The sequence below is a fragment of the Alishewanella jeotgali KCTC 22429 genome, assembly GCF_000245735.1.
Classification (GTDB): domain Bacteria; phylum Pseudomonadota; class Gammaproteobacteria; order Enterobacterales; family Alteromonadaceae; genus Alishewanella; species Alishewanella jeotgali.
The window spans coordinates 18,327-44,161 of the sequence record NZ_AHTH01000045.1 but is presented as its reverse complement, the minus strand read 5'-3'; the positions used below and the strand labels follow the sequence as shown (position 1 = coordinate 44,161).

The 25,835-nt window shown below is 52.2% G+C and carries 26 protein-coding genes; 10 read left to right on the top strand and 16 right to left on the bottom strand.

Annotation, left to right across the window (positions count from 1 at the left end; all coding sequences use genetic code 11):
* Window positions 1-19: 19 nt before the first annotated feature.
* The 12 genes from AJE_RS13190 to AJE_RS13135 form a co-directional block, all read right to left on the bottom strand.
* The gene (locus AJE_RS13190) at window positions 20-1,309 is read right to left on the bottom strand and encodes an NCS2 family permease (protein ID WP_008951275.1); all 1,290 of its coding nucleotides are present in this window, start codon (window positions 1,307-1,309) and stop codon (window positions 20-22) included.
* 51 nt (window positions 1,310-1,360) lie between these two features.
* Window positions 1,361-1,573 (bottom strand): (Na+)-NQR maturation NqrM, encoded by a 213-nt coding sequence (gene nqrM / locus AJE_RS13185; protein ID WP_008607204.1) that lies wholly within the window; start codon window positions 1,571-1,573, stop codon window positions 1,361-1,363.
* A 14-nt stretch (window positions 1,574-1,587) separates the two neighbouring features.
* Entirely contained in the window at window positions 1,588-2,595 is a 1,008-nt protein-coding gene (locus AJE_RS13180) for an FAD:protein FMN transferase (protein ID WP_008951274.1), read from the bottom strand.
* 66 nt (window positions 2,596-2,661) lie between these two features.
* Complete coding sequence (gene nqrF, locus AJE_RS13175; protein ID WP_008951273.1) at window positions 2,662-3,888, bottom strand: NADH:ubiquinone reductase (Na(+)-transporting) subunit F; 1,227 nt, start codon at window positions 3,886-3,888, stop codon at window positions 2,662-2,664.
* 19 nt (window positions 3,889-3,907) lie between these two features.
* A complete protein-coding gene (nqrE, locus tag AJE_RS13170; protein ID WP_008607200.1) occupies window positions 3,908-4,516 on the bottom strand; it encodes an NADH:ubiquinone reductase (Na(+)-transporting) subunit E in 609 nt (202 codons plus the stop codon).
* 10 nt (window positions 4,517-4,526) lie between these two features.
* Entirely contained in the window at window positions 4,527-5,159 is a 633-nt protein-coding gene (locus tag AJE_RS13165; RefSeq protein WP_008607199.1) for an NADH:ubiquinone reductase (Na(+)-transporting) subunit D, read from the bottom strand.
* Window positions 5,152-5,946 carry a Na(+)-translocating NADH-quinone reductase subunit C gene (locus tag AJE_RS13160; protein ID WP_008951272.1) on the bottom strand — a complete coding sequence of 265 codons (795 nt, stop codon included), beginning with the start codon at window positions 5,944-5,946 and terminating at the stop codon, window positions 5,152-5,154. The genes AJE_RS13165 and AJE_RS13160 overlap by 8 nt, the downstream gene beginning before the upstream one ends.
* A complete protein-coding gene (locus AJE_RS13155) occupies window positions 5,939-7,144 on the bottom strand; it encodes an NADH:ubiquinone reductase (Na(+)-transporting) subunit B (protein ID WP_008951271.1) in 1,206 nt (401 codons plus the stop codon). Before AJE_RS13155 ends, AJE_RS13160 begins: the two co-directional genes overlap by 8 nt.
* 2 nt (window positions 7,145-7,146) lie before the next feature.
* Window positions 7,147-8,484, bottom strand: a complete 1,338-nt coding sequence (locus tag AJE_RS13150; protein ID WP_008951270.1) for a Na(+)-translocating NADH-quinone reductase subunit A — start codon at window positions 8,482-8,484, stop codon at window positions 7,147-7,149.
* Between the two features lie 253 nt (window positions 8,485-8,737).
* Window positions 8,738-9,931, bottom strand: coding sequence for an enoyl-ACP reductase FabV (fabV, locus tag AJE_RS13145; RefSeq protein WP_008951269.1), 1,194 nt, complete (start codon window positions 9,929-9,931; stop codon window positions 8,738-8,740).
* Window positions 9,932-10,017: 86 nt separating this feature from the next.
* Complete coding sequence (locus AJE_RS13140) at window positions 10,018-10,347, bottom strand: BolA family protein (protein ID WP_008607189.1); 330 nt, start codon at window positions 10,345-10,347, stop codon at window positions 10,018-10,020.
* Between the two features lie 122 nt (window positions 10,348-10,469).
* A complete protein-coding gene (locus AJE_RS13135; RefSeq protein ID WP_008951268.1) occupies window positions 10,470-11,090 on the bottom strand; it encodes an alpha-ketoglutarate-dependent dioxygenase AlkB family protein in 621 nt (206 codons plus the stop codon).
* A gap of 32 nt (window positions 11,091-11,122) precedes the next feature.
* Here AJE_RS13135 and AJE_RS13130 point away from each other — a divergent pair, with 32 nt between their 5' ends.
* The 5 genes from AJE_RS13130 (at window position 11,123) to AJE_RS13110 (ending at window position 15,317) form a co-directional block, all read left to right on the top strand.
* A complete protein-coding gene (locus AJE_RS13130; protein WP_008607185.1) occupies window positions 11,123-12,280 on the top strand; it encodes a methyltransferase in 1,158 nt (385 codons plus the stop codon).
* 2 nt (window positions 12,281-12,282) lie between these two features.
* Complete coding sequence (locus tag AJE_RS13125; protein WP_008607184.1) at window positions 12,283-12,834, top strand: YajG family lipoprotein; 552 nt, start codon at window positions 12,283-12,285, stop codon at window positions 12,832-12,834.
* A gap of 12 nt (window positions 12,835-12,846) precedes the next feature.
* Complete coding sequence (locus tag AJE_RS13120) at window positions 12,847-13,425, top strand: peptidylprolyl isomerase (protein WP_008951267.1); 579 nt, start codon at window positions 12,847-12,849, stop codon at window positions 13,423-13,425.
* A 116-nt stretch (window positions 13,426-13,541) separates the two neighbouring features.
* Window positions 13,542-13,865, top strand: a complete 324-nt coding sequence (locus AJE_RS13115) for a hypothetical protein (RefSeq protein ID WP_008607181.1) — start codon at window positions 13,542-13,544, stop codon at window positions 13,863-13,865.
* A gap of 81 nt (window positions 13,866-13,946) precedes the next feature.
* On the top strand, window positions 13,947-15,317 hold the full coding sequence (locus AJE_RS13110; RefSeq protein WP_008951266.1) for an AmpG family muropeptide MFS transporter: 1,371 nt from the start codon (window positions 13,947-13,949) through the stop codon (window positions 15,315-15,317).
* Window positions 15,318-15,366: 49 nt separating this feature from the next.
* On the opposite strand, the gene AJE_RS13105 is transcribed toward AJE_RS13110, so the two are convergent.
* Complete coding sequence (locus AJE_RS13105) at window positions 15,367-15,609, bottom strand: helix-turn-helix domain-containing protein (protein WP_008607175.1); 243 nt, start codon at window positions 15,607-15,609, stop codon at window positions 15,367-15,369.
* 203 nt (window positions 15,610-15,812) lie between these two features.
* Between AJE_RS13105 and AJE_RS18630 the strand changes: the two genes are divergently transcribed.
* Window positions 15,813-15,986: a hypothetical protein gene (locus tag AJE_RS18630; protein ID WP_008951265.1), complete on the top strand. Its 174-nt coding sequence runs from the start codon at window positions 15,813-15,815 to the stop codon at window positions 15,984-15,986.
* A 16-nt stretch (window positions 15,987-16,002) separates the two neighbouring features.
* Here the strand turns inward: AJE_RS18630 and erpA are convergent, their stop codons facing one another.
* Window positions 16,003-16,344 carry an iron-sulfur cluster insertion protein ErpA gene (erpA, locus tag AJE_RS13100; protein WP_008607171.1) on the bottom strand — a complete coding sequence of 114 codons (342 nt, stop codon included), beginning with the start codon at window positions 16,342-16,344 and terminating at the stop codon, window positions 16,003-16,005.
* A 197-nt stretch (window positions 16,345-16,541) separates the two neighbouring features.
* On the opposite strand from erpA, the gene AJE_RS13095 reads away from it, so the two are divergent.
* The 4 genes from AJE_RS13095 (at window position 16,542) to hemL (ending at window position 21,044) form a co-directional block, all read left to right on the top strand.
* Window positions 16,542-18,245 (top strand): chloride channel protein, encoded by a 1,704-nt coding sequence (locus AJE_RS13095; RefSeq protein ID WP_008951264.1) that lies wholly within the window; start codon window positions 16,542-16,544, stop codon window positions 18,243-18,245.
* On the top strand, window positions 18,242-18,673 hold the full coding sequence (locus AJE_RS13090; protein WP_008951263.1) for a CopD family protein: 432 nt from the start codon (window positions 18,242-18,244) through the stop codon (window positions 18,671-18,673). The genes AJE_RS13095 and AJE_RS13090 overlap by 4 nt, the downstream gene beginning before the upstream one ends.
* A 67-nt stretch (window positions 18,674-18,740) precedes the next feature.
* The gene (locus tag AJE_RS13085; protein ID WP_008951262.1) at window positions 18,741-19,745 is read left to right on the top strand and encodes an aspartate carbamoyltransferase; all 1,005 of its coding nucleotides are present in this window, start codon (window positions 18,741-18,743) and stop codon (window positions 19,743-19,745) included.
* Window positions 19,746-19,763: 18 nt separating this feature from the next.
* A complete protein-coding gene (gene hemL / locus AJE_RS13080; RefSeq protein ID WP_008951261.1) occupies window positions 19,764-21,044 on the top strand; it encodes a glutamate-1-semialdehyde 2,1-aminomutase in 1,281 nt (426 codons plus the stop codon).
* A gap of 70 nt (window positions 21,045-21,114) precedes the next feature.
* Here the strand turns inward: hemL and mrcB are convergent, their stop codons facing one another.
* Together mrcB and hrpB are read right to left on the bottom strand one after the other, a co-directional pair.
* Window positions 21,115-23,358, bottom strand: a complete 2,244-nt coding sequence (gene mrcB / locus AJE_RS13075) for a penicillin-binding protein 1B (protein ID WP_008951260.1) — start codon at window positions 23,356-23,358, stop codon at window positions 21,115-21,117.
* Window positions 23,355-25,805, bottom strand: a complete 2,451-nt coding sequence (gene hrpB, locus AJE_RS13070; protein ID WP_008951259.1) for an ATP-dependent helicase HrpB — start codon at window positions 25,803-25,805, stop codon at window positions 23,355-23,357. The genes mrcB and hrpB overlap by 4 nt, the downstream gene beginning before the upstream one ends.
* Between the last annotated feature and the right edge of the window lie 30 nt (window positions 25,806-25,835).

The following is a 25,835-nucleotide window of genomic DNA, read 5'->3' as shown; positions in this document are numbered from 1 at the left end:
CATCCTGCTGTATCACAAGTCAGGCGAAAATAAATTTCGCCATAAAAATCAGCGCTAATAACCAGACACTCAGGGTAGTCCGTTCCAGTTTACCGGTGAGCAGGCAAAGTACGGCGTAACTGATAAAGCCCATACCTATACCATCAGCAATTGAAAAGGTGAGCGGCATCATTATCAGTACTACGGCGACCGGTACTGCTTGCAACATATCATCCCATTCAACATGCTGTAAGCTGGTCAGCATCAGGGTCGCCACATACAGCAAGGCACCTGCAGTGGCATAGCCCGGTACCATGGCAGCCAGCGGTGAAAACCACAGGGCCAGTAAAAACAGCATACCGGCTACGATGGCAGTCAGGCCGGTGCGCCCGCCCGCCGCCACACCACTGGTACTTTCAACATAGCTGGTAGTGGTCGACGTGCCCAACAAGGCCCCCACCATACTGGCGCTGCTATCGGCCACGAGCGCACGGCTTAAGTCCGGTACCTTGCCATCTGCTTGTAACAAGCCCGCTTTTTGGGTTACCGCTACCAGCGTACCTGAGGTATCAAATAAATCGAGAAACAGTAAGGTCAGTACTACCGGGATAATGCTCAGTGTCAGCGCAGCCGTAAAATCCAGCTGCATAAAGGTCGGTGCCAGCGAGGGTGGCATAGCAACGATACCGCTAAACTCAGTGTCACCTAACCACCACGCGGCCAGGGTTACCAGCAAAATACTGACCAGGACAGCGCTATGCCAACCGCGATGCGCCAGCGCAAAGATCAGAAAAAAGCCGGCAATGGCTAACAGTACCTGTGGACTATGCAAATCACCAAGAGTAACCAGCGTTGCCGGGCTGGCGACGATAATATTGGCCGTTTTCAGCGCGATCAACGCCAGAAACATGCCGATACCGGCGGCAATCCCCAACTTTAGCGGCAAGGGGATACTGTTAATAATCCATTCCCGGATCTTAAAAATGCTTAGCAGTAAAAATAAACAACCGGAAAAAAATACCGCAGCCAGCGCCGTCTGCCAGCTATAGCCCTGCTCCAGCACTATCACATAAGTAAAAAAGGCATTCAGCCCCATACCCGGTGCCAGGGCGATCGGCAGATTCGCCAACAGCCCCATCAATACACAGCCCAGTGCAGCGGCCAGACAGGTTGCGACAAAGACCGCACCATGATCCATGCCGGCCTGCGCCAGTAAGCTGGGATTGACAAACAGCACATAAGACATCGCCATAAAGGTCGTCAGACCGGCCAGCAGCTCCTTGCGGACCGAGCTATGGCGGGCGGATATTTTGAACAGTTGCTCGAACATATCAGTTCCGGCGGGGCGCTTGGCCGCGGCCCGCAGTAAGAAGAAAGGAAGTTAGATAATTTTGTTATCCTGCCAGAATTTTTCTTTTTCCAGCCGTTTTTGCCGCTTTTCGCACGGCTTATCACAATCACAGGCTTTATCTATGCCCAGCTCACCTAAACCGCCACAACTGCCGGCCAGCGTTTTGCGCTGCAACAGATAGCCGACCGCCATCGCTACCACAACCACTAAAAACAGCCCAAATGTCAGCAAAAAGATCGTCATACGCTACCTCAGGATTAATTTAAAAAAGGTGTGAACGCATCAGAATAGCGCTCTTCAAAACCGGTTTCGGTTTTTACAATCAGGATCGCTGCCAGCTGGTGCTGATTGGCAAAGGCAATCGCCTCGTCAGCAGGCAACACATTTAAGGTGGTGGCATAAGCATCAGCAACAATCGCATCCGGATGCAGTACAGTACTGGATACGGTCTTATGCTGAATAGGCTTGCCGCTACGCGGGTCAATCAGATGTGAATAGCGAATACCGTCTTCTTCAAAGTAGTTACGATAATCACCCGATGTCGCCAGTGCCATGCTCTGTAATGCCAGTATTCGCTGCACTGAGCGTTCGCTACTGACCGGACGCTCAATAGCAATCTTCCAGGGGCCGCTTGGCTTGGCTGTGCCTACCCGCATATCACCGCCGATATCGACCATAAAGCTCTGATAACCATGTGCCAGCAGAATTTCAGCCAGGCGATCTACACCATAACCCTTGGCAATAGTCGATAAATCAATCGCCACCCGCGGCTCCAATTTGCGCAGCACCTGCCCCTCTAACGCAATTTTATCTATTCCGACATAAGCACGAATGGCATCCAGTTGGGCTTGCTCCGGGGCATGAGTAATGCGTCCCTGAGCACCAAAGCCCCACAATTCCACCACGGGGCCAACAGTCACATCCAGAATGCCACCACTTTGCTGACCAATGCGGATTGCTTCGGCAATCACCTTCGCAGTTTGTGGCGTTAGCGTGACCGGTTCAGTGCTTTGCTGGCGGTTAAAGCGCATCAGCTCTGACTCCGGCCGGTAAGTCGACATCAGATCGTTGATCAGTTCCAGCTCGGTATCCAGCTCTTGCTGCAGTGCAGTCAGATCCGGTTGCTGTTCACTGTAAAATTTCACCACATAGTAGGTGCCCATGGTCTTGCCTTGTAGCTGATACTCTTTCGCCTGCTGCGCGGGCTGACAACCCATCACAAGTAACAGCAACAACAGCGGAACCAAACGACAGACAGACCACATATTTACTACTCCGGTAAAAGAAAAGGGGCGACCAAGTCGCCCCTATTTTACCGTGTTTGCGGTTGATTAACCACCGAAGTCGTCCAACAGAATGTTGTCGTCTTCTACACCTAAGTCTTTCAACATGTTGATCACCGCCTTGTTCATCATTGGCGGACCACACATATAGAATTCACAGTCTTCCGGCGCTTTGTGGTTTTTCAGGTAGTTTTCATAAATTACGTTATGAATAAAACCGGTATAACCTGTCCAGTTGTCCTCTGGTTGTGGGTCTGACAACGCGGTATGCCAGACGAAGTTTTCATTCTCTGCTGCCAGCATATCGAAATCTTCGACATAGAACATTTCGCGCTTAGAGCGGGCGCCATACCAGAAGCTGATCTTACGCTTGGATTTTAAGCGGCGTAACTGGTCGAAAATATGCGACCGCATTGGTGCCATACCGGCACCACCACCGATAAATACCATCTCGGCATCGGTATCCTTGGCGAAGAACTCACCAAATGGACCTGAAATCGTCACCTTGTCACCGGCTTTTAACGACCAGATAAAGGACGACATCTTACCGCAAGGTAACGTCAGGTTATTTGGTGGCGGCGTTGCGATCCGCACGTTCAGCATAATAATGCCTTCTTCTTCCGGATAGTTCGCCATTGAGTAAGCACGAATGGTCGGCTCATCAACTTTAGATTCCAGCGTAAAGAACTTAAAGCGTTCCCAATCACCACGGTACTGTTCAGGAATATCAAAATCCTTGTACTTAACATGGTGGGCTGGCGCTTCGATCTGAATATAACCACCGGCACGGAACGGCACAGATTCGCCATCCGGGATCTGCAGCTTCAGTTCTTTGATAAAGGTCGCTTTGTTATCGTTAGAGATAACAGTACAGTCCCATTTCTTGATGCCGAAAATCTCCGGTTCTACCTCGATCTCCATATCAGATTTAACATTAACCTGACAGGATAAGCGGCAACCCTCACGGGCTTCACCCTTGGTGATGTGGCCCAGCTCAGTTGGCAGAATTTCACCGCCACCAGCGTGCACATGTACCCGGCACTGACCGCAGGAACCACCGCCACCACAGGCAGATGACAGGAAAATACCGTTATCGGCAAGTACGCTTAATAGCTTGCCGCCGGCTTTGGTTTTAATGGCTTTGCTTGGATCACCGTTAACACTGATGGTAATGTCGCCGCTGGCAACCAGCTTTGACTTGGCGGCCAGGATAATAAATACCAGCGCCAGTACCACGACAGTGAACATGCCAACGCCAAGATAAATCTCTTGCATGGTGCTATTCCTCTACTGCTTACAGTTGAACGCCGGAGAAGGACATAAAGCCTAATCCCATTAACCCTACTACCAGGAAGGTAGTGCCCAGACCGCGTAAGCCATCCGGAATATCGGCATACTTCAGTTTTTCACGTACTGCAGCCAGTAAGGTAATCGCCAGCGCCCAGCCAACACCACTACCTAAACCGAATACTACGCTTTCACTAAAGGTATAATCACGCTCAACCATAAAGGCTACCGCACCGAAGATCGCACAGTTTACTGTGATCAACGGCAGGAAGATCCCCAGGGCGTTGTACAGCGCCGGGAAATACTTATCCAACGCCATCTCCAGGATCTGTACCAGCGCCGCAATAACGCCGATATAGGTCAGGAAGCCGAGGAAGCTTAAATCTGCATCCGGGAAACCGGCCCAGGCTAAAGCGCCCGGTGCTAACAAGTTAGCGTACACCAGATTGTTCACCGGTACAGAAATACCCAGTACCACGATAACCGCAACACCTAAACCAAAGGCAGTTTTAATCTTCTGCGATACCGCCAGGAAGGTACACATACCGAGGAAGAAGGCCAGTGCCAGGTTCTCAATAAAAACGGCACGTACAAACAGGCTAATATAATGTTCCATGCGTTACTCCTTAAGCCTTTTTCTCAACCTGCTCTGGGCGGAAAGTCCGCAATACCCAGATAAAGCAGGCGATAATGATAAAGGCGCTTGGCGGCATCAACAGGATACCCATAGGCTGATACCAGCCGCCTTCACTGATCAGTGGCATAATTTGTACGCCGAACACTGAACCTGAACCACCCAGTTCGCGGATAAAGGCAACCACCAGCAGTACCACACTGTAGCCTAAACCGTTACCGATACCATCCAGGAAGCTCATCCCCGGAGTACTCTTCATCGCGTAGGCTTCAGCACGACCCATTACGATACAGTTAGTGATGATCAGGCCAACGAACACTGACAGCTGCTTCGATAAATCGTAAGCATAAGCTTTCAGGAACTGGTCAACGACGATTACCAGCGACGCAATAATCGTCATCTGTACGATAATCCGCACACTGGACGGAATATGGTTACGAATCGTCGAAATAAACAGGTTAGAAAATGCCGTTACAAAGGTCAGTGCCAGACACATAACCAAAGCAGTAGACATCTGAGTTGTTACTGCCAGCGCAGAACAAATACCCAGTACCTGCAGCGCGATCGGGTTATTGGCAAAAACCGGCCCGAACAGTACGGTTTTGATTTCTTTTGCATTAGCCATTGCTTAAGGCTCCTTGACGTACTTTAGCCAGGAATGGACCAAAACCATTCTCACCGATCCAGAAAGTAAAGGTGTTCTGCACGCCATTGGCAGTCAGCGTTGCACCTGATAAACCATCAACCTGATGCGCAGATTGCGGATCAGCATTACCGGGTTTCAGGATAGATAACGCCAGCTCACCGGCTTCGTTGGTCAGTTGCTTACCGACGAACTGCGCTCTCCAGCGTGGGTTCTCGATTTCACCACCTAAGCCTGGTGTCTCACCCTGCTCATAGTAGTTCAGACCGATAATAGTATTACCATCGACTTCCAGCGCCAGGAAGGCGTGCATAGTAGACCATAAGCCATAGCCATGTACCGGCAGCACGATCGCTTTCAGATTACGCTCAGTATCGTAAGTCAGATACACAGGCGCAAATTCAGAGATACGGCGGATAGAGGCCACGTCATCAGGCTGAGCCAGGGCCCGGCCTTCTTTTAACGCTTTGCGGTAATCGAAATTCTCAGCACAGCTGCGGTCACAGCTGGCATCAATTTCGCCCGTGCTCAGGTTTACCAGTCGGGTCTCGATATGCTGGTTAAACAGCTCTGCTACCCGGGCGGCTGGCGCACTACCCTCAACCAAACCGACACTGCGCAAAATGTTGATTTGCGAATCTAACTTTTTATTCGCTTGCTGAGTTGGCCGTAATTGTACCGCCGCAGTAGATACCACGATGGCACAGACCAGACATAAAGAAATTACTACGATCAGCGTTTTGCTGATGCTGTCGTTATTACTAGACATTACGTGCCAGCCTCCGCTTGATATTGGCTTGCGCCACGAAGAAATCGAATAAAGGAGCGAACAGGTTAGCAAACAGGATCGCTAACATCATGCCCTCTGGGTAAGCCGGGTTAACCACACGGATCATCACCACCATAAAGCCGATCAGAATACCGTAGGCCCACTTGCCCTGGTTGGTGAAAGACGCCGATACCGGGTCTGTCGCCATAAAGAACATACCGATAGCAAAACCACCCAGCACCAGATGCCAGTGCCAAGGCATAGCAAACAGCGGGTTAGTGTTCGAACCGATAGCATTGAACAGGTAACTGGTCAGGATCATACCAACCATCACACCCAGTACAATGCGCCAGGATGCAATGCGGAAGTAAATCAGCGCCAGACCACCGATTAACAGCGCTAACACAGAGGTTTCACCGACTGAACCCGGAATAAAGCCCAGGAACGCATCCCACCACAGTTGGGTGTTAGCCGCATAGTCCAGTTCGCCCATCTGCGCTTTGCTCAGCCAGGTGGCGCCTGAATAACCATCAGCAACAGTCCATACCGCATCACCGGAAATTTGTGCCGGGTAAGCAAAGAACAGGAAAGCACGACCAGCCAGTGCCGGGTTCAGGAAGTTACGGCCTGTACCACCAAACACTTCTTTGGCAACAACGACACCGAAGGTGATACCCAGCGCAACCTGCCACAACGGAATAGTAGCGGGCAGAATTAACGCAAACAGGATTGAACTGACAAAGAAACCTTCGTTCACTTCATGCTTACGGACAGAGGCAAATAAAACTTCCCAGAAACCACCAACAACGAAGGTCACGGCGTAGATAGGCAGGAACCAGACGGCACCATAGAACATCTTGCTGCCCCAACCGGAGTCAGCCGTTAATTCACCGCCTAAGGCTGAAAAAATAGCGACCTGCCAGGTATCCGGCGTGGCAAAACCTTGCGCCAGCGCCAGTGCTGCCTGATGGCCGATGTTATACATGCCGAAGAACAGTGCCGGAAACAAGGCTAACCAAACGAAAATCATAATCCGCTTCAGATCGATACTGTCGCGCACATGAGTGCCGTTTTTGGTTACATAACCAGGCGTGTAAAGAACAGTGGCCACAGCTTCGTACAAAGCGTACCACTTTTCGTATTTGCCGCCTTTTTCAAATTGCGGCTCAATGCGCTCTAAAAAATGCTTTAAGCTCATGATTAGCCTTCCTTCTGGATGGTCGTCAAGCAGTTGCGCAGAATGGTACCGTAGTCATATTTGCCTGGGCACACATAGGTACACAGTGCTAAATCTTCCTCGTCCAATTCCAGGCAACCTAAAGTTACTGCCTCATCAGTGTCGCCGGCAATCAGGTTACGCAGTAACAGCGTAGGCAGGATATCCAGCGGCATTACCCGCTCGTAGTTACCGATTGGTACCATGGCGCGTGACGAACCGTTAGTGGTGGTCGTCAGGTTGAACAGCTTTTTCGGACTTAAATGGCCCAAATAAGCACGGGTTACTGAGTGTTTCTCGGCACCAGGTGCAATCCAGCCCAGGAAGTGCTTTTCAAAGCCTTCAGCCAACACTGAAACCTGAGTATGGAAACGCCCTAAATAACCGTGCACACCGTGCGCTGTAGTACCAGCCAGCACTGAGCCAGAAATGATACGATTCTGACCGTCGGCAAGTTCACCGGCTGTCAGTTCAGCAGTTGACGCACCCAGTACGGTTTTTACCAAACGTGGATTTTTCACTACAGGACCAGCTAAAGCAACCACACGCTCACTGTGCAGCTGACCGGTGGTAAACAGCTTACCGATGGCAATAACGTCCTGATAGCCAAGGTGCCAAACAACTTTCTTGGCGCCAGCACCATCCAGGAAATGGATATGGGTACCAACCAGGCCAGCCGGGTGTGGACCGTCAAACTCAGCGACAGTAACCTGGCTGACGCTAGGGATACTGCTACCCGCTTTTTTAGTCAGGTAGGTCTTACCGTCGGTTAAGCGCGAGATCACCGTTAAACCTTGCTTAAAGGCTTCGGCATCGGCATTGATTATCACTGCAGGATCGGCGGCCAACGGATTGGTATCCATCGCGTTAACGAAGATGGCGCGCGGCGTGCTATCAATAGCCGGAGATTGGGAAAAGGGCCGGGTACGGAAGGCAACCCATAAACCTGAATCCACCAGGTTCTGTTTTACCTGTTCTGCACTCAGGGTAGCCAGTTGCTCGGCCGGATACTGCGTGAAAGTCTCAGCCGCATCGCCAGACACCGCAATCACTACCGATTGCAGTACCCGTTTGGCGCCACGATTGATTTCCTTCACCGTACCAGCTGCCGGAGCTGTGAATTTCACGCCAGGGTTTTTCTTATCTTCGAAAAGCACCTGACCTTTTTTCACGCTGTCACCCACTTCGACCGCCATGGTCGGACGCATACCTACATACTCTTCGCCGAGTACGGCGACAGTAGTAATGGCATTGCCCGTAGTGATCTCTTGTTTAGGACTGCCTGCAAGGGGAATGTCCAAGCCTTTTTTGAGTTTTATCATACGTACTTGCACTACTATTTTGGGAAGAAACAGGGCCTAGTTTTTCAGCTGCGCCAGCGCAGCACACCTGGTTTGCGTTTTGCACCACCTGCAATTGTACAAAAGTTAACCAGATACACGTATTAAAGTCGCGAATTTTAGCACTAATACCGTCTTCTATCCATGGTATTACCAAAAATTCTGTGCCAATTACCACCTGTCGGGGGTAGAGAAAAACCGCCCTTGGGCGGTTTTTGCGGCTTTGTCAATACGACTAATTGACCAGATGCTGTAATGGACTCAGCGGTGACACATCCGCCTCGTAATCCACATGCTGGTAGCCAAAACCGAACAAACGTAAAAACTCATTATGGTAGCCGACATAATCGGTCAGACTATCGATGGTGTCTGTTGTGACCTGGCCCCATAAGTCTTTCACTGCCTGCTGCACATGATCGCTTAATTCTTTGCCATCCATCCGTAACCGGCCGGCATCGTCCAGTTGCGGGGCTGTCGCATATAAGCCCTGGCGGAACAAACCGTTAATCTGTTCAATACAGCCTTCATGGGTACCCTCAGCTTTCATCACCCGATACAACAGCGAGATATACAGCGGCATAATTGGAATAGCTGAACTGGCTTGAGTCACCAGGGCTTTTAATGACGCAACATAGGCTTTACCCTTCTGCGCGCTGAGCTTAGCGGTAATGGCAGCGGCAGCACGATCCAGATCTTCTTTTGCCTTGCCGATTGTCGCCTTGCCGTAGATTGGCCAGGTGAGTTCCTTACCAATGTAGGTATAAGCAACCGTCTGACAGTTGTCTGCTAACACACCGGCGGCGTGCAGTTGATCCAGCCAGCGCTCCCAATCTTCGCCACCCATCACCTTAACGGTATTAAAGATTTCTTCGTCATTAGCCGGCTCTACCGACACCTCTTCAATTTCACGCTTCGACGTATTCAGATTCTTGGCGGTGTAAGCCTGACCAATAGGTTTGAGTACCGAGCTGTAAACCTCACCGCTCACCGGATCCTTACGCCGTGGAGCGGCCAGACTGTAGACTACCAGATCAATTTTACCCATTTCGCGACGGATCAAATCAATCGCTTTGGCTTTTAACTCATCGGTAAAGGCATCGCCGTTTAAGTGCTTGTTCCATAAACCTTCAGCATCGGCAGCAGCTTCAAAGGCGGCAGTGTTATACCAACCAGCAGAACCGGTTTTACCCTCAGTCGGTTCTTTTTCAAAGAAAATACCCAGGGTCGCGGCACCTGAACCAAAGGCGGCAGTAATGCGTGAGGCCAGGCCATAACCGGTAGAGGCGCCGATCACCAGCACATTCTTTGGACCACCGCTTACCGGCCCCTGCTGCTTAACATAAGCAATTTGCTCTTTTACATGCTCCGCACAGCCAACCGGGTGTGCGTTAGTACAGATAAAACCACGAATCTTTGGTTGAATAACCATAGCCAATCCTGTTGTTGTCTTTATGAAAAGTGTCGCTAGTGTAAAACTTTACCGCTAAAAACAGGTCGGATCAGCAAAAATCGTGCTCAGGACGCTTTTTCGGCTTTACTGCCACCAAAGCACTTCGGCGAAACCGGCGGCTTTTCCGCATAATATTCGTACCATTCCGACGGCGTGTAAGTATGTAAAGCCAGGGCATGGATTTTCTCAGCCAGCTCTTCCGCGACAATGGCATTTACGGCACGGTGGCGCTGTAATAAGCGCATGCCTTCAAACTGCGGGGTCACAATCACCACCTTAAAATGCGATTCCGAACCCGGCGGCACATTATGGTTGGCACTCTCATTGACTACGTCCAGATGAATCGGGTTAAAAGCATCCAGTAATTTTTGCTCTATTGCAGTATGGATTAACATCTTGTCCAGCTCCTGTTGGCGTCCTGAACTTAATTTTAGTCAAAGCCGACCGCTTTGTCCCCAGTCGATCAAGCTACAGCGGTTGGATCTTGGCTAAGCTGATAACGGCATTATAAAAATAATTATTTTGACGCTATGTATCTAAAGGTCAGATTGATCCGCTCCGTATTCGCCGCCGCCTGCTTTGGTAAGCGATGCTGCCAGTAGTGCTGACATTCGCTCGCCATCAACAGCAAGCTGCCATGCGGCAGCATCAGCTGCAGCTGACAGCCCAGCTCGCGATGCTTTAAATCAAAGCGGCGTGGATAGCCCAAACTGACCGACGCAATTTGCGGCGCGACACCCAGTTCCGGCTCATCATCAGCATGCCAGCCCATATGATCCTGACCATCGGCGTATTGATTTAACAACACACAATTAAACGGCAGCTGCAAGGCCTGACTTAGCTGCGACGCCAGCGATTTGACGGCCGGATGCCAGGGCTCCGGTAAAAAGTCAGTGCCCGAGTAACGATATTGACAGTGGGGTTCCCCCATCCACACCTGCCGCCTTGGGATTGGCACCGCCTTACCATAAAGCCGGATGCTGGCACGCTGCCAGGCTAACTGCTGACTTAACACTTGCTGTAGTTGATCTGCCGCCGTGGCCGGCAAAAATGCCGGCCAAAGCTGCAGCTCGGCCTGCGGTAAACTAAAATATTGCCGTTGCTGATTGCGGTTGTCGCTGGGGGTAGCCCGTGTCAAAATAGCGCCCTCTTTGTTCTGAATAGGTTGTTATGAATACTCTGTTTACCCGCGCTGACTTACAGTTGCAACTGGCACGTTGGCCACTACAACAGCCTAATCACAGTTTACAGGCCTGGGATGCCGCTGATGAACTGTTACTGGATCGCGCCCTACCCGCGTTAAGCGCTATCACCGCCAGTGGCAGAGTCGCCAAGATCCTGATTTTAAATGATAGCTTTGGTGCTCTGTCCTGCGCGCTTGGCAATAGTCAGCAATATCTGGTGCAAGACTCCTATATCGCCCAGCAGGCCTGCCGCCATAACCGGCAACAAAATGGCCTGACGCTGGAAGGCATTACCGAATTGACCAGTCTGGATAGCTTGCCCGCTGCCCCCGATTTGGTATTGCTAAAACTACCGGCTAATCACAGTTATCTGGCCTGGCAACTGTCAGCACTGAGTCAGGTACTCAGCGCCAATACCCAGCTGCTGATTGCCGCCAAAGCCAAAGATATTCACCGCAACGTATTGGCCATTTTTGCCCGCTATATCGGTCCGACTCAGGCCTCGCTAACCCTGCGCAAGTGCCGTTACCTGGATTGCCAATGGCAGCCGGGATTACCACATACTGCCCCGGATTATCCAAGCCGCTGGCCCTTGCCTGAAACCGGCTTTATGCTGGTGAATCATGCCAATGTGTTCGCCCGCGACAAACCGGATATCGGCGCCCGCTTTTTTCTGCAACATTTACCCACGGTCACAGCCGGACAACAAGTCATTGATTTAGGCTGTGGTAACGGCATGTTAAGCCTGCAGCTCCTCGCGCAGCAAGCAGACTGTCAGCTGCTACTGACGGACGAATCTTATATGGCCGTCGAATCGGCCCGGCTCAGTGTGGCAGAAAATTTTCCTGCCGCGCTATCGCGTTGCCGCTTTGTGGTCGATGATTGTCTGAGCCAGCAAGCCGATAACAGTGCCGACTGGGTACTCTGTAATCCACCCTTTCATCAGCAGGCGGCAGTGACCACCCATATTGCCAGTCAGATGTTTTACGACGCCAAACGGGTATTAAAACCCGGTGGTAAAATCAGAATTGTCGCCAACCGCCATTTGCCTTACCGTCAACAACTGGCAAAATGCTTTGGTAATTGCCGGCAATTAGCGGCTAACCCGAAATTTATTATTCTAGAGTCCACCAAAAGGAGTTAACTATGCGCTATTTATGGCTGACGCTGGCAATACTGCTGGCTGGCTGTGCCACCCAGGTGCCGTCTTTTATTGTGGCACCCCAGATCTTCTGGCCGCAGCAAATGGAGCTAAACGGCAAGGTATTTAGTTTTGCACTGGTCGATCTTCGCCCCAGAGCTCAGACGCTGACCATCCGCCAGGGCAGCAATGAACAGCACTACCGCACCAGCAATGATGTGCGCGCCCAATTGGAACAAACCGTAGCCGCTGCGTTACAGGAAAAAGGTGCGACGCTGAATAGCCAGAGTCCGGTACAGATGAAAATCCAGATCAATCAATTGCAATCTAATGTAATTCAACGGCCGCTGGATCATCAGGTCACTAACCAGGTAACAATGACGGTTTTTATCCAAAGTGATAATGGCTCCTTTACCAAGTCCTATGCCGGCGACAGTAACTTTACCTCGCCGTTAAAAGTTGACCTGGCTGCCGTTGAGCGCGAATTACGGGTACTTACCGAGCAGGTATTAAATCAGCTGCTGCAGGACCCGGCCTGGAAAGATGCCCTGAATTAACGGAGGTCACAGATGCGTATTCTGCTTTGCTGCTTATTGCTGCTAAGCCCGGCCTTATCAGCCGGGCAGTTTATGCAACCGGATAATCTGTTTCCTAAAGTGCAGCTAATGACCTCGCATGGCGACATCGTGGTCGAGCTGGACCGCAGCCGGGCGCCATTAACGGTTAATAACTTTCTTAGCTATGTGAAGAAGAACAGTTACAACAATACGGTGTTCCACCGCCTGATCCCAGGTTTTGTGCTGCAGGGTGGCGGCTATAACCCGGACTTCAAAGCCATCGAGACCTTAAAGCCGGTTTTTAATGAATCCGGCAACGGCTTAAAAAATCAGCTGGGCAGCATTGCTATGGCCAGACAAAGCGATCCGCACAGTGCTGATAGCCAGTTCTATTTTAATCTGAACGATAACCCAAGCCTGGATCCTGGCAGTCGCTGGGGCTATACAGTGTTTGGTCAGGTGGTTTCCGGCATGGATGTGTTGGAAAAAATTCAACAAATCGAAACCGAAGTCTCAGAGCAACTGGGCTGGCCGGATGTACCAAAAGAGCCGATTATCCTGAAAATGGTCGTACTGCTGCCGCAGGAATAGCAGCCTCAAGACGCTATCCTATTCCCGATTAAGCTTTAGAAAAAACGCCGCTGGCCCAGCAGGGTCAGCGTTTCTGCACTATACTGTGGCAAAGGTCAGCAGACCGGAGCAGGAAAATGCCGCAAGGTTTTATTGAGCAAAAATCCCGCCAGCTGGTTTTTTATGCCTCACGCTTTTTGCGTGGTCAATTGCCGCAGGCAGAATTGCATCTGTTTATCTGGGATACGCTGGAGGAATGGGCTGCGCTGCCGGTACGCCCTGCCTGGCCGCCCAGTTATCAGGAGCGGGTGTTCTGGCATTTGCTGCATCAACTGGAATATTGGCCGGAACAGCAATTACGTGCTGACCGACAACTGAAGCGCCGGCTGCAACACTGCCTCGGTTATCTGGCCGGCAAAGGCCAGCGCCCGGCCGATTGCGTTGGTTTACGCCCACTTTAAGCTAATTTTCTGCAACCAAAAGGCTTTGCCGCCGCCTTAGTCTCTGTTAAGGTCAGCCTCAATTCTCTGCAAGGTTTTTTTATGCTCTCAAAACAACAAGGTGCGGCACAAAGCTGGCGCCAGGCGCTTGCCAGTTATCAGGATATCCGGTTGCTGTTTATTTTTTTTATGGGCTGTGCTTCCGGCTTTCCCTGGGTATTGATTGGCTCCAATATGAGTGGCTGGCTGAACGACGCAGGCCTGTCCCGGGCAGCTATCGGCTATTTTGGCTCCATCTTTGTGGTTTATGCACTGAATTTTCTCTGGGCGCCGCTGTTAGATCGGATCAAGCTGCCACTGCTTAGCCGCTACCTGGGACAAAGACGCAGCTGGATCCTGCTAATGCAAAGCCTGATGTTGTTAGCCACGCTGGCTATTGCCTACACTAACCCCGGTGAAAGCCTGCTATTTACCTCATTATTGGCGATGACCATTGCCCTGGCGTCTGCTACCCAGGATGTGGCGATCGACGCCTACCGGATTGAGCTGATTGGCGATGATACCATTCGGGTGGCACCGGCGGCAGCGATGGGAGTAATTGGCTGGTGGACCGGCTATTCACTGCCGGGCTATCTGGCGTTTAGCCATGCTGATCAGTATGGCTGGCCGGCGGTCTATCTGGGTATGGCCGCGCTGATCGCTTTGTTGATGATCTTTACCCTGCTAAGCCGCGAACCAAACACAGAGCGTGAGCAGTTACAGCAAGCTGCCGCCGCGCGCTATCAGGCATCACTGGGCCGCACTGCCGGCAAACCCTATCTGGTCTGGCTATCGGTTACGGTATTTGAACCCTTTGTGGAGTTTTTCCGCCGTAACGGTTGGCAACTGGCCATCCTGATCCTGAGTTTCGTGTTCTTATTTAAGATTGGTGAAGCCTTTTTGGGCCGGATGTCGATCCAGTTTTATAAAGAAGTGGGATTTAGCAACGAACAGATCGCAGAATACTCCAAGCTGGTTGGCTGGGTGGCGACCATTGGTTTTACCCTGATTGGTAGCGCCATCAATATCCGTTTTGGTATTATCCGTGGCCTTTTTATCGGCGGTGTAGCGATGGCAGCCAGCAATCTGATGTTTGCCTGGATTGCACTGGCAGGGCCGAAACCGGAGCTGTTTATTGCCGCTATTCTGGTGGATAACTTTACCGCAGCCTTTTCTACAGTGGCCTTTGTTTCGTTCTTAACCTGGCTAACCGGCCGCGCCTTTACTGCTACGCAGTACGCCTTACTGGCGTCATTAGGCAATCTTGGCCGCACTACGCTGGCGTCCTTCAGTGGTGAGTTAGTCGATGCCTTAGCAGGTAACTGGGCGTTGTTCTTTGTGATCACCGCGCTGATGGTGATCCCCGGCTTGTGCTTATTGTTGATTGTCGGCAAGAAATTACAACAACGTGAACAGCAACGAACCTCAACCTAGCCCAAAAACGCAACAGGCCGCATTATGCGGCCTGTTGCTTTGCTGAAGATTAATTACTGGTAACCTGCCTGAGTCCCTCTGCCGGATCCACTTCCAGCGCCTGACAATACCGCACGAATTCCACCACATCCAGCCGCCGCTCCTGATTCTCCACCTTACCGATAAAGGAATGTGGCGTACCCAGAAGCTCGGACAAGCTGCGCATCGTATGTTTCTTTAGTTGGCGCTGTTGCTTCAGCCAGGCGCACAACTTTTTATTCTCATCCGAAATAACGCTTTTTGTACCTTTCATTTTTTTTCTTCTCCCAGCGTGTTACGCTTTGTTTTAATTATGATATCGCTGCGTCCTGCACCTGACTCCAGACCGAACTAAGCCGGCCGTAAAATATGTGGTGTCTTAATTAATATCATAGCTTGCGACGAGCGTACAGCTTGGCGCGACAAAAAACAGACCGCAGGGTCAGAAAATCATCTAAAGGGCACAGGAGATCACTGATGGTAAGACTGCTGTTTCTATTACCGATACTGATGTGTCTGGGCTGGTACCTGTTTCTCAGACACTATCAGATCCCGCTAAAACAGGGCATAAAAGGCTTTAGTTATATTATCGCCTTTAATGCTGTCCTGGGGCTGATGTTATGGGGCTTGCTGCTCCTGACCAACCGTTAACGGCTGATCAGGGGTATTAAACGGAGAACGAAGAACCGCAACCGCAGGTGGTGGTCGCGTTAGGGTTTTGTACAACAAAACGGCTGCCCTGCAAGCCTTCGGTGTAATCGACCACACCGCCCATCAGGTATTGCAGACTCATCGGATCAACCACCATGGCTACGCCCTGCTTCTCAATCAGCAGGTCGCCCTCGTTTACCTTTTCATCAAAGGTAAAACCATACTGGAAACCCGAGCAACCGCCACCGGTAATATAGACCCGTAATTTAAGTTCAGGATTTTCCTCTTCGCTCACCAGAGCAGCAACCTTGCGGGCGGCAGCATCGGTAAATTCTAACGGGATTTGCATTTCAGACATGATGGCTCCAACCGGGTTACAACAGTGTGGATTATCTAATACCTGACTAATTTATTCAAGTATTCCGGGTGGTCACCTGTTAACTGCGCCGCGGGTTTTGCCTGCCAGGGGCACTCCCTCAGCAGTCATAGCAAACACGCAGCGGACAAATTTTGTGTTAAACTTCTGACACTAAAACTAAAAACTGAATCTTTGTTATGCGGCGCTGGCAAGATCACCTACCTGCTTTACAACGGCGGCTGGCGATTCCTCAAACTTCGTTACAACTCTGTCTGCTGGGAATGCTGGGCGGGCTGATTGCGGCGCTGCTGATTATTCTATTCCGGCTGGCGATTATCGGCATCCAGGGTTTCTTTTTGCAGCACAGCGACGACTTTAGCAGCATCAGTGCCGAGTACCGCTGGTTGTTACCGCTGCTTGGCGCTACCTTAATTGGCTTAATCGCCCTGGCAACCGGCTATAAACACTACCGGCTTGGGATTCCTTTTGTCATTCACCGCATCAAAACAGCTTACGGCATTATGCCGTTTCGCAATACTCTGAATCAGTTTTTTGGCGGCATTCTGGCACTGGCCAGCGGTTTCTCGGTCGGCCGTGAAGGCCCGTCGGTACATCTTGGCGCCTATGGTGCCAGTACTGTTGGCCGCTATCTGCAGCTGCCTTACAACAGCGTACGTATTCTGGCCGGTTGCGGTATTGCTGCCGCGATAGCGGCGTCTTTTAATACCCCGCTGGCGGCGATGATCTTTGTGATGGAAGTGGTACTGCGTGAATACCGTATTCATGTCTTTATTCCGGTGATGCTCGCCTCCGTCGTCGGTGCCATGGCGACCCAGCTGGTATTTGGCCACGATAAAGAACTGGCAGCGCTGGAGATTATCAGTCTTAGTGTCTGGCATTTTCCCTATCTGGTGCTTTGTGGGGTGGTGATTGGCGCCTTTGCCTGGTTATTTAACCGTAATTTAATGCGGATGCTGCAATGGTTCAAAAACTGGCCCTTATTGCTGCGGCTGGCACTGGCGGGCGTGATCACCGCTGCGGTTGGCTATGTTATTCCCCATGCGATGGGCGCAGAAACCGGCGCTATCCAGTTTGCCATCGACAGCCCAACTGCAGTGCATTTGTTATTGCTATTATTAGCTGGCAAAATGATTCTGACGCTCTGTGCCATCGGTCTGGGTGTACCCGGCGGCATTATCGGTCCGATCTTTGGTATGGGTGTCGTTTTGGGTACCATCCTGGCGATTGTACCGGCGGTGCTGGTTGATAACACCAGTAACTCGGGCACCTATGCGGTATTAGGTATGGCTGGCCTGATGGCAGCCACCCTGCATGCGCCCCTGGCAGCGCTGGTGGCAGTAATGGAGCTGGCGGCAAACCAGCAAATCGTGTTGCCGGCCATGTTGGTGATTGTTACCGCCTATGTCACCACGGTGCAGTTTTTTAATAATAAATCCATCTTTATGACCCAGCTCGATTTTATGCAGCTGCCCTATAAGCTGTCACCGGCGGATGACGTGCTGCAAAAAGTCGGGGTACTGGCGGTGTTAACTCAGGATTATCAGCTGCTGGCCGATCCCGATGAACACAACGTGCGTCAGGTATTAGCGCAGCTCCAACCACCGCAACAGTTACTGATCAAGCGCCATGAAGGTGATAGTGTGCAGTTTTATACTGCGCAATATGATGTCAGCTTATCACTCAGTGGCGACAGCAGTATTCAGTATGCCGCAGTAAAAGGCTTGTCACATCAGGCAACCATGGCTGAAGTGTTGCATGAACTGGAAGATCGCCGTGAAGGGCTGGTGTATATTTACCAGCAAGATCCAACCGAACCTATTGGCATTATCCGCTGGGACCAGTTGCGGGCCCTGCTGATTAAACAGAATAATTTAATATGACGCTAATCCTGATTTACAAAGCCCTGCATGTGTTTTTTATGGTGGCCTGGTTTGCCGGTATTTTTTATTTACCACGGCTGTTTGTCTATCATGCCGAAACCCGAAGCCCGGACTGCGATGCCACCTTTAAGGTGATGGAGCGGCGCTTACTGTACTTTGTGACACCTTTTGCCATCCTAACACTGGTATTTGGCTTGCTGTTGATCGTCAGCTATGGCCGGGCCTGGTTCGCGGTAAGTAGCTGGCTGCATTACAAACTACTACTGGTGACAATACTGTATCTCTATCATGGCTACTGCTTTAAGCTGTTGGCCGATTTTAAACATAATCGCAACCGGCGTTCGGCGCGTTTTTATCGCATCTTTAATGAACTGCCGGTACTGCTGCTACTGGCGATAATTATATTAGCGATACTGAAGCCGCTTTAGCCGACAGCGGCTTTGTCGTATAATCAGCTAGCCGTTTTGCCCAGCCCTACGACAAGTGAGCATCCCGATGAGCTTTAAAGGTCAGCATATTCTGTCGGTCAAACAGTTCGACCGTGACAATATCCAGTATATTTTTCAGATCGCCCGCAAAATGGCACCTTATGCCAGTCGGAAGAAACGCACCCGAGTTCTGGATGGTGCCATCCTTGGTAATTTATTTTTCGAACCCAGTACCCGCACCCGGGTCAGCTTTGGTTGTGCCTTTAACCTGTTAGGTGGCGAAGTCCGCGAAACCACCGGTATGGAGTCCTCCGCCTTATCCAAAGGTGAGTCCTTGTATGATACCGCGCGGGTGATCAGCAGTTACAGCGATGTGATAGCAATGCGCCATCCTCAGGCCGGCTCTGTCGCAGAATTTGCTGAGGGCAGCCGGGTACCGGTATTAAATGGTGGCGACGGTGCCAATGAGCACCCCACGCAAGCCCTTCTGGACCTGTTTACCATTGAACGCGAACTCCAGGCCTCGGGCCAGAGTATTGATGGTATGCATATTGCGATGGTCGGCGATCTGAAGTTTGGCCGTACCGTGCATTCGTTATCTAAATTGCTGGCACTGTATAACAACCTCAAGATCACCCTGATTTCGCCGCAAGAGCTGGCGATGCCGGATGAAGTGGTCAGTGCCCTGGATAATGCCGGCCACCGCTTAACCATTACCGATAAACTGGAAGGCAATCTGAATGCCGATATCGTCTATCAGACCCGGATCCAGGAAGAGCGCTTCCCCTCTAAAGCCGAGGCCAATCAGTACCGCGGCAAGTTCCGGCTGAACCAGGAAATTTACACCCGGCACTGTAAATCCAATACCGTGATTATGCACCCGCTGCCGCGCGACTCGCGGCTGGAAGCAAACGAGTTGGATAATGATTTAAACCTGAATCCAAATCTGGCCATCTTCCGCCAGGCGGATAACGGTATTCTGGTGCGGATGGCACTGTTTGCGCTGACCTTAGGCGTACAGGATCTGGTACAGGACTACGAGTGCACTGTGCCTTGGTACACCAATAAATAAGCGGTTATAGGAATTATTATGTCTTTATCATCTGAATTATTTCAACGCGCGCAGCGCACTATCCCGGGTGGGGTTAACTCGCCGGTGCGTGCTTTTAAAAGCGTTGGCGGTGAGCCTTTCTTCGTCGCCAAAGCCGAGGGTGCCTACCTGTTTGATGTCGATGGCAAACGCTATATCGACTATATCGGCTCCTGGGGCCCGATGTTACTGGGCCATAACCATCCGGCGATCCGCGAAGCTGTGATTCGTGCCGCAGCCAATGGCTTAAGCTTTGGTGCGCCCTGTCCGGCGGAAGTGACCATGGCCGAAAAAGTCGCTGAACTGGTGCCCAGTATGCAAATGCTGCGGATGGTCAGTTCCGGTACCGAAGCGACGATGAGCGCAATCCGACTGGCGCGCGGTTATACCGGTCGCGATACCATCGTAAAATTTGAAGGCTGTTACCATGGTCATGCTGATTCCTTGCTGGTTAAAGCCGGCTCTGGCGCCCTGACGCTGGGCGTACCCAATTCACCGGGCGTACCGGCAGACTTTGCCAAATATACCCTGACCTGCGAGTTTAATAATCTGCCGCAAATTCAGCAGTTATTTGCCGAACAGGGTAATCAGATCGCCTGTATTATCGTCGAGCCGGTGGCCGGCAATATGAATTGTATTCCGCCTGAGCCTGGCTTTTTAGAGGGGCTGCGCGCCCTTTGTGACGAGTACGGCAGTGTGCTGATCTTTGATGAAGTAATGACGGGTTTCCGCGTTGCGCTGGGTGGTGCTCAGGCCTATTACGGCGTAACACCGGATCTGACGACACTGGGTAAAATCATCGGTGGCGGTATGCCGGTTGGTGCCTTTGGCGGTAAAAAAGAGATTATGCAACATCTGGCGCCGCTGGGCCCGGTGTATCAGGCCGGCACCTTATCCGGTAACCCTATTGCAATGGCGGCGGGTTTAGCGGCCCTGACTGAAATCAGCAAGCCGGGGGTGTACGAGGCATTAACCGAAAAAACCGCCCAGCTGATTAAAGGCTTAGCTCAGGCTGCAGCTAAACATGCTGTACCGGTGAGCTTTAATCAGGTCGGCGGTATGTTTGGCTTGTTCTTCACCAACGAAGGCCGGGTCAGTAACTACCAGCAAGCCACCCGCTGTGATATCGACGCCTTTAAACGCTTCTTCCATCTGATGCTGCAACAGGGGATCTATCTGGCGCCTTCTGCCTATGAAGCCGGCTTCCTGTCGCTGGCCCATAGCGCAGAGGACTTAAAGGAAACCATCGCTGCGGCCGACTACGCTTTCTCGGCATTATAAACCGCTAACAGTAATCGGGTTAGACCAAAACGCCAGCGCTATGCTGGCGTTTTATTTTGGTATTCTCAGCTTAATCGCAATCCGCTAAACCCAAGAGCGAGTTTTTATGGGCTGGTAACAGCCAGCTGTTGGGGCAGTAGTCCGGCACCGGTAAACCGCTTTTGGTCGAAAAACGCTGCCATTCCACCTGCTCCGGCATATAGCGGATCAGATTCTGACTGCCTTTCTGCCGGAAATAATCGGCAAATAAGCGTAAGGCGCCGGTACCACCGGTCAGGCCGGTACTCTTATTATCATCCCGGCCCAGCCATACTGTTACCAGAGTGTCCTGGTCAAAACCGGCAAACCAGCTGTCGCGGTAATCACTGGAAGTCCCGGTTTTGCCGGCAAAAGTCGGTCTGGGCCAGCTGCGCGCCAGCGACTGGGCGGTGCCGGTTAGGGTTGATTCAATCATCGCGTAGTGCAGCAGATAAATATCTTCCACCGGATAACGCCGGCTTGGCTGTTGTGATCTTTGATAGAGCGCGCTACCTTGCTGATCGGTCAGTGCCAGCACTGTGGCTAATGGCTGATGCACCCCATTGTTCGCAATAGTCTGGTATAGCTGGGTGACTTCATAGGGGCTTAAATCAATAGCGCCCAGTAAGGCTGACGGATACAAATTGACCCGCCGCTCCAGCCCCAACCGGCGCAAACTGTCCTGCACCTTTGGCAGCCCGAGCTGCAAACCGAGCCGCACTGTTGGCACATTCAGTGAGTCGGCCAAGGAGCGCAGCAGAGAGACGTCACCGCGGAATTTTTTATCAAAGTTTTGCGGCTGCCAATCCTGATTATTGTTCCTTAGACTGATTGGGCTATCGTCCAGCATAGTGCCCAGTGTATAACGACCGCGCTGTGCCAATGCCTCCAGATAAATCGGTGGCTTAACCAGACTGCCAATCGGCCGGCGGGCATCCAGTGCCCGGTTAAAGCCGGCGAAACCAGCGGTTTTACTGCCAACCAACGCCTTAATCGCCGCTTGCTGATAATCAACGACCAGCATCGCTGCCTCCAGCTCCGGGTTCATCGCCGGCACCGTATCGGACACTGTGCGCTCGGCCTGAATTTGCGCCAGCGGATCCAGATAGGTAAAGACTTTAATGCCGCTATGCAACATCCGGCTATCCAGGTTCAGTTGCCGCAACTCTTTGCGCACGGCATCCAGATAAGCGGGGAAATTGGCATTCAGGAACTGGCCGCGTTCAATCACCCTAAGTGGTGTCGCAATGGCGCGCTCATAGGCGGTTTTATCCAGCAAATGCTGTTCAAACATCAACCGCAGCACCAGATCCCGGCGCTGTTGCGCGCGCTGTGGAAACCGGCGCGGGTCGTAAAAGCCCGGACCTTTGACAATACCGATCAGCAAGGCGTACTGTTCCGGATTTAGCTCGGCCAGCGGTTTACCAAAATAAAAGCGGCTACCCAGACCAAAACCGTGGATCGCATTATTATGGTTTTGCCCCAGATAGATCTCATTCAGATAGGCTTCCAGGATCTGATCTTTACTAAAGCGGTATTCCAGCACCAGCGCAATAAAGGCCTCGTTGATTTTCCGCCACAGGGTACGGTCCTGTGTCAGATACATATTCTTTGCCAGCTGCTGGGTCAGGGTAGAACCGCCCTGCACTGTGCGCCCGGCACTCAGATTGACGAAGAAAGCCCGCACTATCGATAAGGGGGAAACGCCCCTGTGCTGATAAAAATCACGGTCTTCAACCAGCAATAAGGTTTCTTTCAGTAGCTCAGGTACCCGCTCCAGCCTGACCAGCTCGCGGTCTTCCTGCTCAGCCGACACCAGATGTTCAATCAATTGCGGCTCCAGCCGGGCAAAATCAACCGCGCTATTCTGGCGGACAATACGGCTAACGCCATTGCGGTTAAACTCAACACTAAACTGTTCAGCGGGGACTTCGCCCTCCAGGTAAACAAAGCCGCGCCGGAATATGGTAACGCTGCCGCCACGCACATTAAACTGCCCGGGACCGGTTAGCTGGTCACTGCGCCGGTACTGCAATTGCTCCAGCTCCCGCACCAGATTGGCCTGGGTTAGAAACAGGCCCGGATAGAGGGTCAGGCTGCGGCCATAAATTTGTGCCGGGATCTGCCATTTTTGGCCGGAGAAGGTACTGGTGATCTTACTGTCGAGATAAATCAGATAAATGCCCAGCCCGAGTACCAGCGCCAACGCCAGTTTCAGGCTGGTTTGCCAGATCAGGCGCCACCAGCGGCCCGGACGGCTGCTGGATACGGCTTTTTTGCTGCGCTTTCGGCTCATAACTGCATCGCTTTTTTAGTTTTGGTGGTCGGCAGCGCCGTCGCCGGATCGTCCGGCCAATAGTGTTTAGGGTAACGCCCTTTCATTTCCTTTTTTACCTCAGGCCAGGCTTGTTGCCAGAAGCTCGCCAGATCGCGGGTAATTTGCAGCGGCTGCCGCCCCGGTGACAGCAACGTCAGCGTCAGGGCCAGTTGCCCGGCCAGCACCGTCGGCGAAACGAGTTGACCATACATTTCCTGAACCCTGACTGAAAAACCCGGTCCACCCGGCAGGGTGTAATCAATACTGACTCTGGAGCCAGCTGGGGTTTGCCAGTGTTCCGGTAACCACTCGTTCAGTTGCTGTTGCTGCCGGTAACTCAGCTGCTGCCACAGTAAATTGTATAACGGCAGTTGTTGTAGCTCCGTCAGCTTATTCAGCTCGCCAAGGTAGGGGCCCAGCCAGACGGATAAGGTCGTTAGTAAGGCAGCATCGCTCAGATCCGGTAAGCTGCTGTCCACAGTGCGCGCCAGCGCCAGCCGCTGCTGCAGTTGCCGGCAATGGTCGTTAAACGGCAATAATTGCAAACCCTTACGCAGCAGATAGTCAAGCCAGGCTTGCTGTCTGAGCTGGGGGTCCAGCTGTAACTGCGCCGGCCTACGCTGCAGGATTAACTGGCCAAAGCGCAGTTGCTGTTCGCTAAAAAACGCCTGCTTTTGCTCATCCCAGCCGCTGTAAGCTTGCCAGCTTAACTCAGGCCAGTCCGCCAGTACTTCGTCCAGCGTAATCGCCACCGCCTGACTAATGCGGTTTTGCTGCTGATAGTCTCGGCTGCTGCTCACCACCAACAAGGCTTGCCCCGACAAGGGATCATCCGGCGCCAATACCGCGCCACAACCATTGGCCAGTAAATAGCCCTGACCACGGCGCTGCGCCAGCCGATCCGGAAAGGCGCGTAGCAATAAGGTTGGCAGCAATTGCAGTGGCAAGGTCGTCAGCTTGCTCACGCCGAGCTTGCGGGCAAACTGCTCGGCCTGCGGGTATAAGCTGGCAAAAGGTGGCCGCCGCTGCTGTAACAGCGCGAGTTGTTGATACAGGTCCTGCGTAGCGGGCCGGCTGTCTTCCAGCAAGGCAGCTAACAAGGCGGCCAGCCAACCAGCACCGGCGGTGCTTTTTTCCAGCTGCCTGGCATGCTGCAACATACTGGCCAGCCGGATATCGGTACCAAACTGATACAGTTCACGACCATAGCGGCTAAGCTGCCCTTTGGCATCCAGCACCTGTAGTTGCTGCAATAAGGCCGTCGCCGCGGCCAGATTACCGCTGGCCGGGGCCGTTAACCAGTTTAACGCCTCTGGCTGACAACCCCAGACGGCCAGCTCCAGCCGCAGCTGGGTTAATTCCGCCAGTTCAATCTCCGGCGGCTCGAAAGCCGGGCGGCGCTGCCATTGCTCCGGCGTATCCAGCCGGTAGCAAATACCCGCTGCCAAACGACCGGCGCGACCGGCGCGCTGCACCGCGGCAGCCTGGCTAATGGCAACGGTTTCCAGTTTGGTCAGGCCATTACGCGCCTGATAGCTGGCCCGGCGCGCCTGGCCACTGTCTACCACCACGGTAATGCCTTCAATGGTTAAGCTGGTTTCGGCCAGATTAGTCGCCAGCACAATTTTATGCTGGCCGGCCGGTGGCGCGGCAATAGCGGCTTGTTGCTGCGCCAGGCTGAGGCTACCGAGCAGGGGCCAGACTCGCAGCTCAGGCGGCAAGCCCTGGCTCTGTAACCAAATGGCGGCCTGCTGAATTTCGGCCTGACCGGGTAAAAATACCAGCAGATTGCCGCCGTGCTGGCGATAAGCCTGCAATGCCAGCTTAGCGGCCTGTAATGCCAGCGGTTCTTTCGACACCGGCGTCGGCGGCTGATAGCGGATCTCAACCGGATAGCTGCGACCGTCGCTTTGCAGCAGCGGCGCCTGCAAATACTGCTGCAATGCCTGACAATCCAGCGTCGCCGACATCACCAGCAGCTTTAACTGTTCATTTAGTTGCTGCACCTCTAACGCCAGCGCTAACCCCAGATCGGCATGCAGCGAACGTTCGTGAAATTCGTCGAATATTAATAAATCCACCGTAGATAACAGCGGATCTTGCTGAATTTTTCGGGTTAAAATGCCCTCAGTCACAATCAATAGCCGGGTAGTAGCGCTAAATTGACTGTCCTGGCGGATTTGATAGCCCACTGTTTTACCGACCGGCTCACCCAATTGCTGTGCCAGATAGGCAGCAATGCTGCGTGCCGCCAGGCGGCGCGGCTCCAGCAACAGGATCTTCTTACCGGCAAACTGCGGCTGCTGTAACAGATACAGCGGCAAATACGTCGATTTACCGGCACCCGGTGGCGCCGACAAGATGACGCGGTTTTGCTGTGCCAGGATCTGGCACAGCTTAGGCAGGATCTCTACAACAGGTAACAAGCTATAGCTCTCTCAGACAGCGGCAGCACA

Bases quoted from the DNA above. Each gene is read 5' to 3' on its own strand.
- AJE_RS13110 (WP_008951266.1), top strand. From the start codon at position 13,947: ATGCTCTCAAAACAACAAGGTGCGGCACAAAGCTGGCGCCAGGCGCTT.
- AJE_RS13160 (WP_008951272.1), bottom strand. From the start codon at position 5,946: ATGTCTAGTAATAACGACAGCATCAGCAAAACGCTGATCGTAGTAATT.
- nqrF (WP_008951273.1), bottom strand. From the start codon at position 3,888: ATGCAAGAGATTTATCTTGGCGTTGGCATGTTCACTGTCGTGGTACTG.
- AJE_RS13140 (WP_008607189.1), bottom strand. From the start codon at position 10,347: ATGTTAATCCATACTGCAATAGAGCAAAAATTACTGGATGCTTTTAAC.
- AJE_RS13105 (WP_008607175.1), bottom strand. From the start codon at position 15,609: ATGAAAGGTACAAAAAGCGTTATTTCGGATGAGAATAAAAAGTTGTGC.
- AJE_RS13165 (WP_008607199.1), bottom strand. From the start codon at position 5,159: ATGGCTAATGCAAAAGAAATCAAAACCGTACTGTTCGGGCCGGTTTTT.
- AJE_RS13115 (WP_008607181.1), top strand. From the start codon at position 13,542: ATGCCGCAAGGTTTTATTGAGCAAAAATCCCGCCAGCTGGTTTTTTAT.
- nqrM (WP_008607204.1), bottom strand. From the start codon at position 1,573: ATGACGATCTTTTTGCTGACATTTGGGCTGTTTTTAGTGGTTGTGGTA.
- fabV (WP_008951269.1), bottom strand. From the start codon at position 9,931: ATGGTTATTCAACCAAAGATTCGTGGTTTTATCTGTACTAACGCACAC.
- hemL (WP_008951261.1), top strand. From the start codon at position 19,764: ATGTCTTTATCATCTGAATTATTTCAACGCGCGCAGCGCACTATCCCG.
- AJE_RS13090 (WP_008951263.1), top strand. From the start codon at position 18,242: ATGACGCTAATCCTGATTTACAAAGCCCTGCATGTGTTTTTTATGGTG.
- nqrE (WP_008607200.1), bottom strand. From the start codon at position 4,516: ATGGAACATTATATTAGCCTGTTTGTACGTGCCGTTTTTATTGAGAAC.
- erpA (WP_008607171.1), bottom strand. From the start codon at position 16,344: ATGTCTGAAATGCAAATCCCGTTAGAATTTACCGATGCTGCCGCCCGC.
- AJE_RS13085 (WP_008951262.1), top strand. From the start codon at position 18,741: ATGAGCTTTAAAGGTCAGCATATTCTGTCGGTCAAACAGTTCGACCGT.
- AJE_RS13180 (WP_008951274.1), bottom strand. From the start codon at position 2,595: ATGTGGTCTGTCTGTCGTTTGGTTCCGCTGTTGTTGCTGTTACTTGTG.
- AJE_RS13120 (WP_008951267.1), top strand. From the start codon at position 12,847: ATGCGTATTCTGCTTTGCTGCTTATTGCTGCTAAGCCCGGCCTTATCA.
- AJE_RS13155 (WP_008951271.1), bottom strand. From the start codon at position 7,144: ATGAGCTTAAAGCATTTTTTAGAGCGCATTGAGCCGCAATTTGAAAAA.
- AJE_RS13130 (WP_008607185.1), top strand. From the start codon at position 11,123: ATGAATACTCTGTTTACCCGCGCTGACTTACAGTTGCAACTGGCACGT.
- AJE_RS13150 (WP_008951270.1), bottom strand. From the start codon at position 8,484: ATGATAAAACTCAAAAAAGGCTTGGACATTCCCCTTGCAGGCAGTCCT.
- AJE_RS18630 (WP_008951265.1), top strand. From the start codon at position 15,813: ATGGTAAGACTGCTGTTTCTATTACCGATACTGATGTGTCTGGGCTGG.
- AJE_RS13125 (WP_008607184.1), top strand. From the start codon at position 12,283: ATGCGCTATTTATGGCTGACGCTGGCAATACTGCTGGCTGGCTGTGCC.
- AJE_RS13095 (WP_008951264.1), top strand. From the start codon at position 16,542: ATGCGGCGCTGGCAAGATCACCTACCTGCTTTACAACGGCGGCTGGCG.
- AJE_RS13190 (WP_008951275.1), bottom strand. From the start codon at position 1,309: ATGTTCGAGCAACTGTTCAAAATATCCGCCCGCCATAGCTCGGTCCGC.
- mrcB (WP_008951260.1), bottom strand. From the start codon at position 23,358: ATGAGCCGAAAGCGCAGCAAAAAAGCCGTATCCAGCAGCCGTCCGGGC.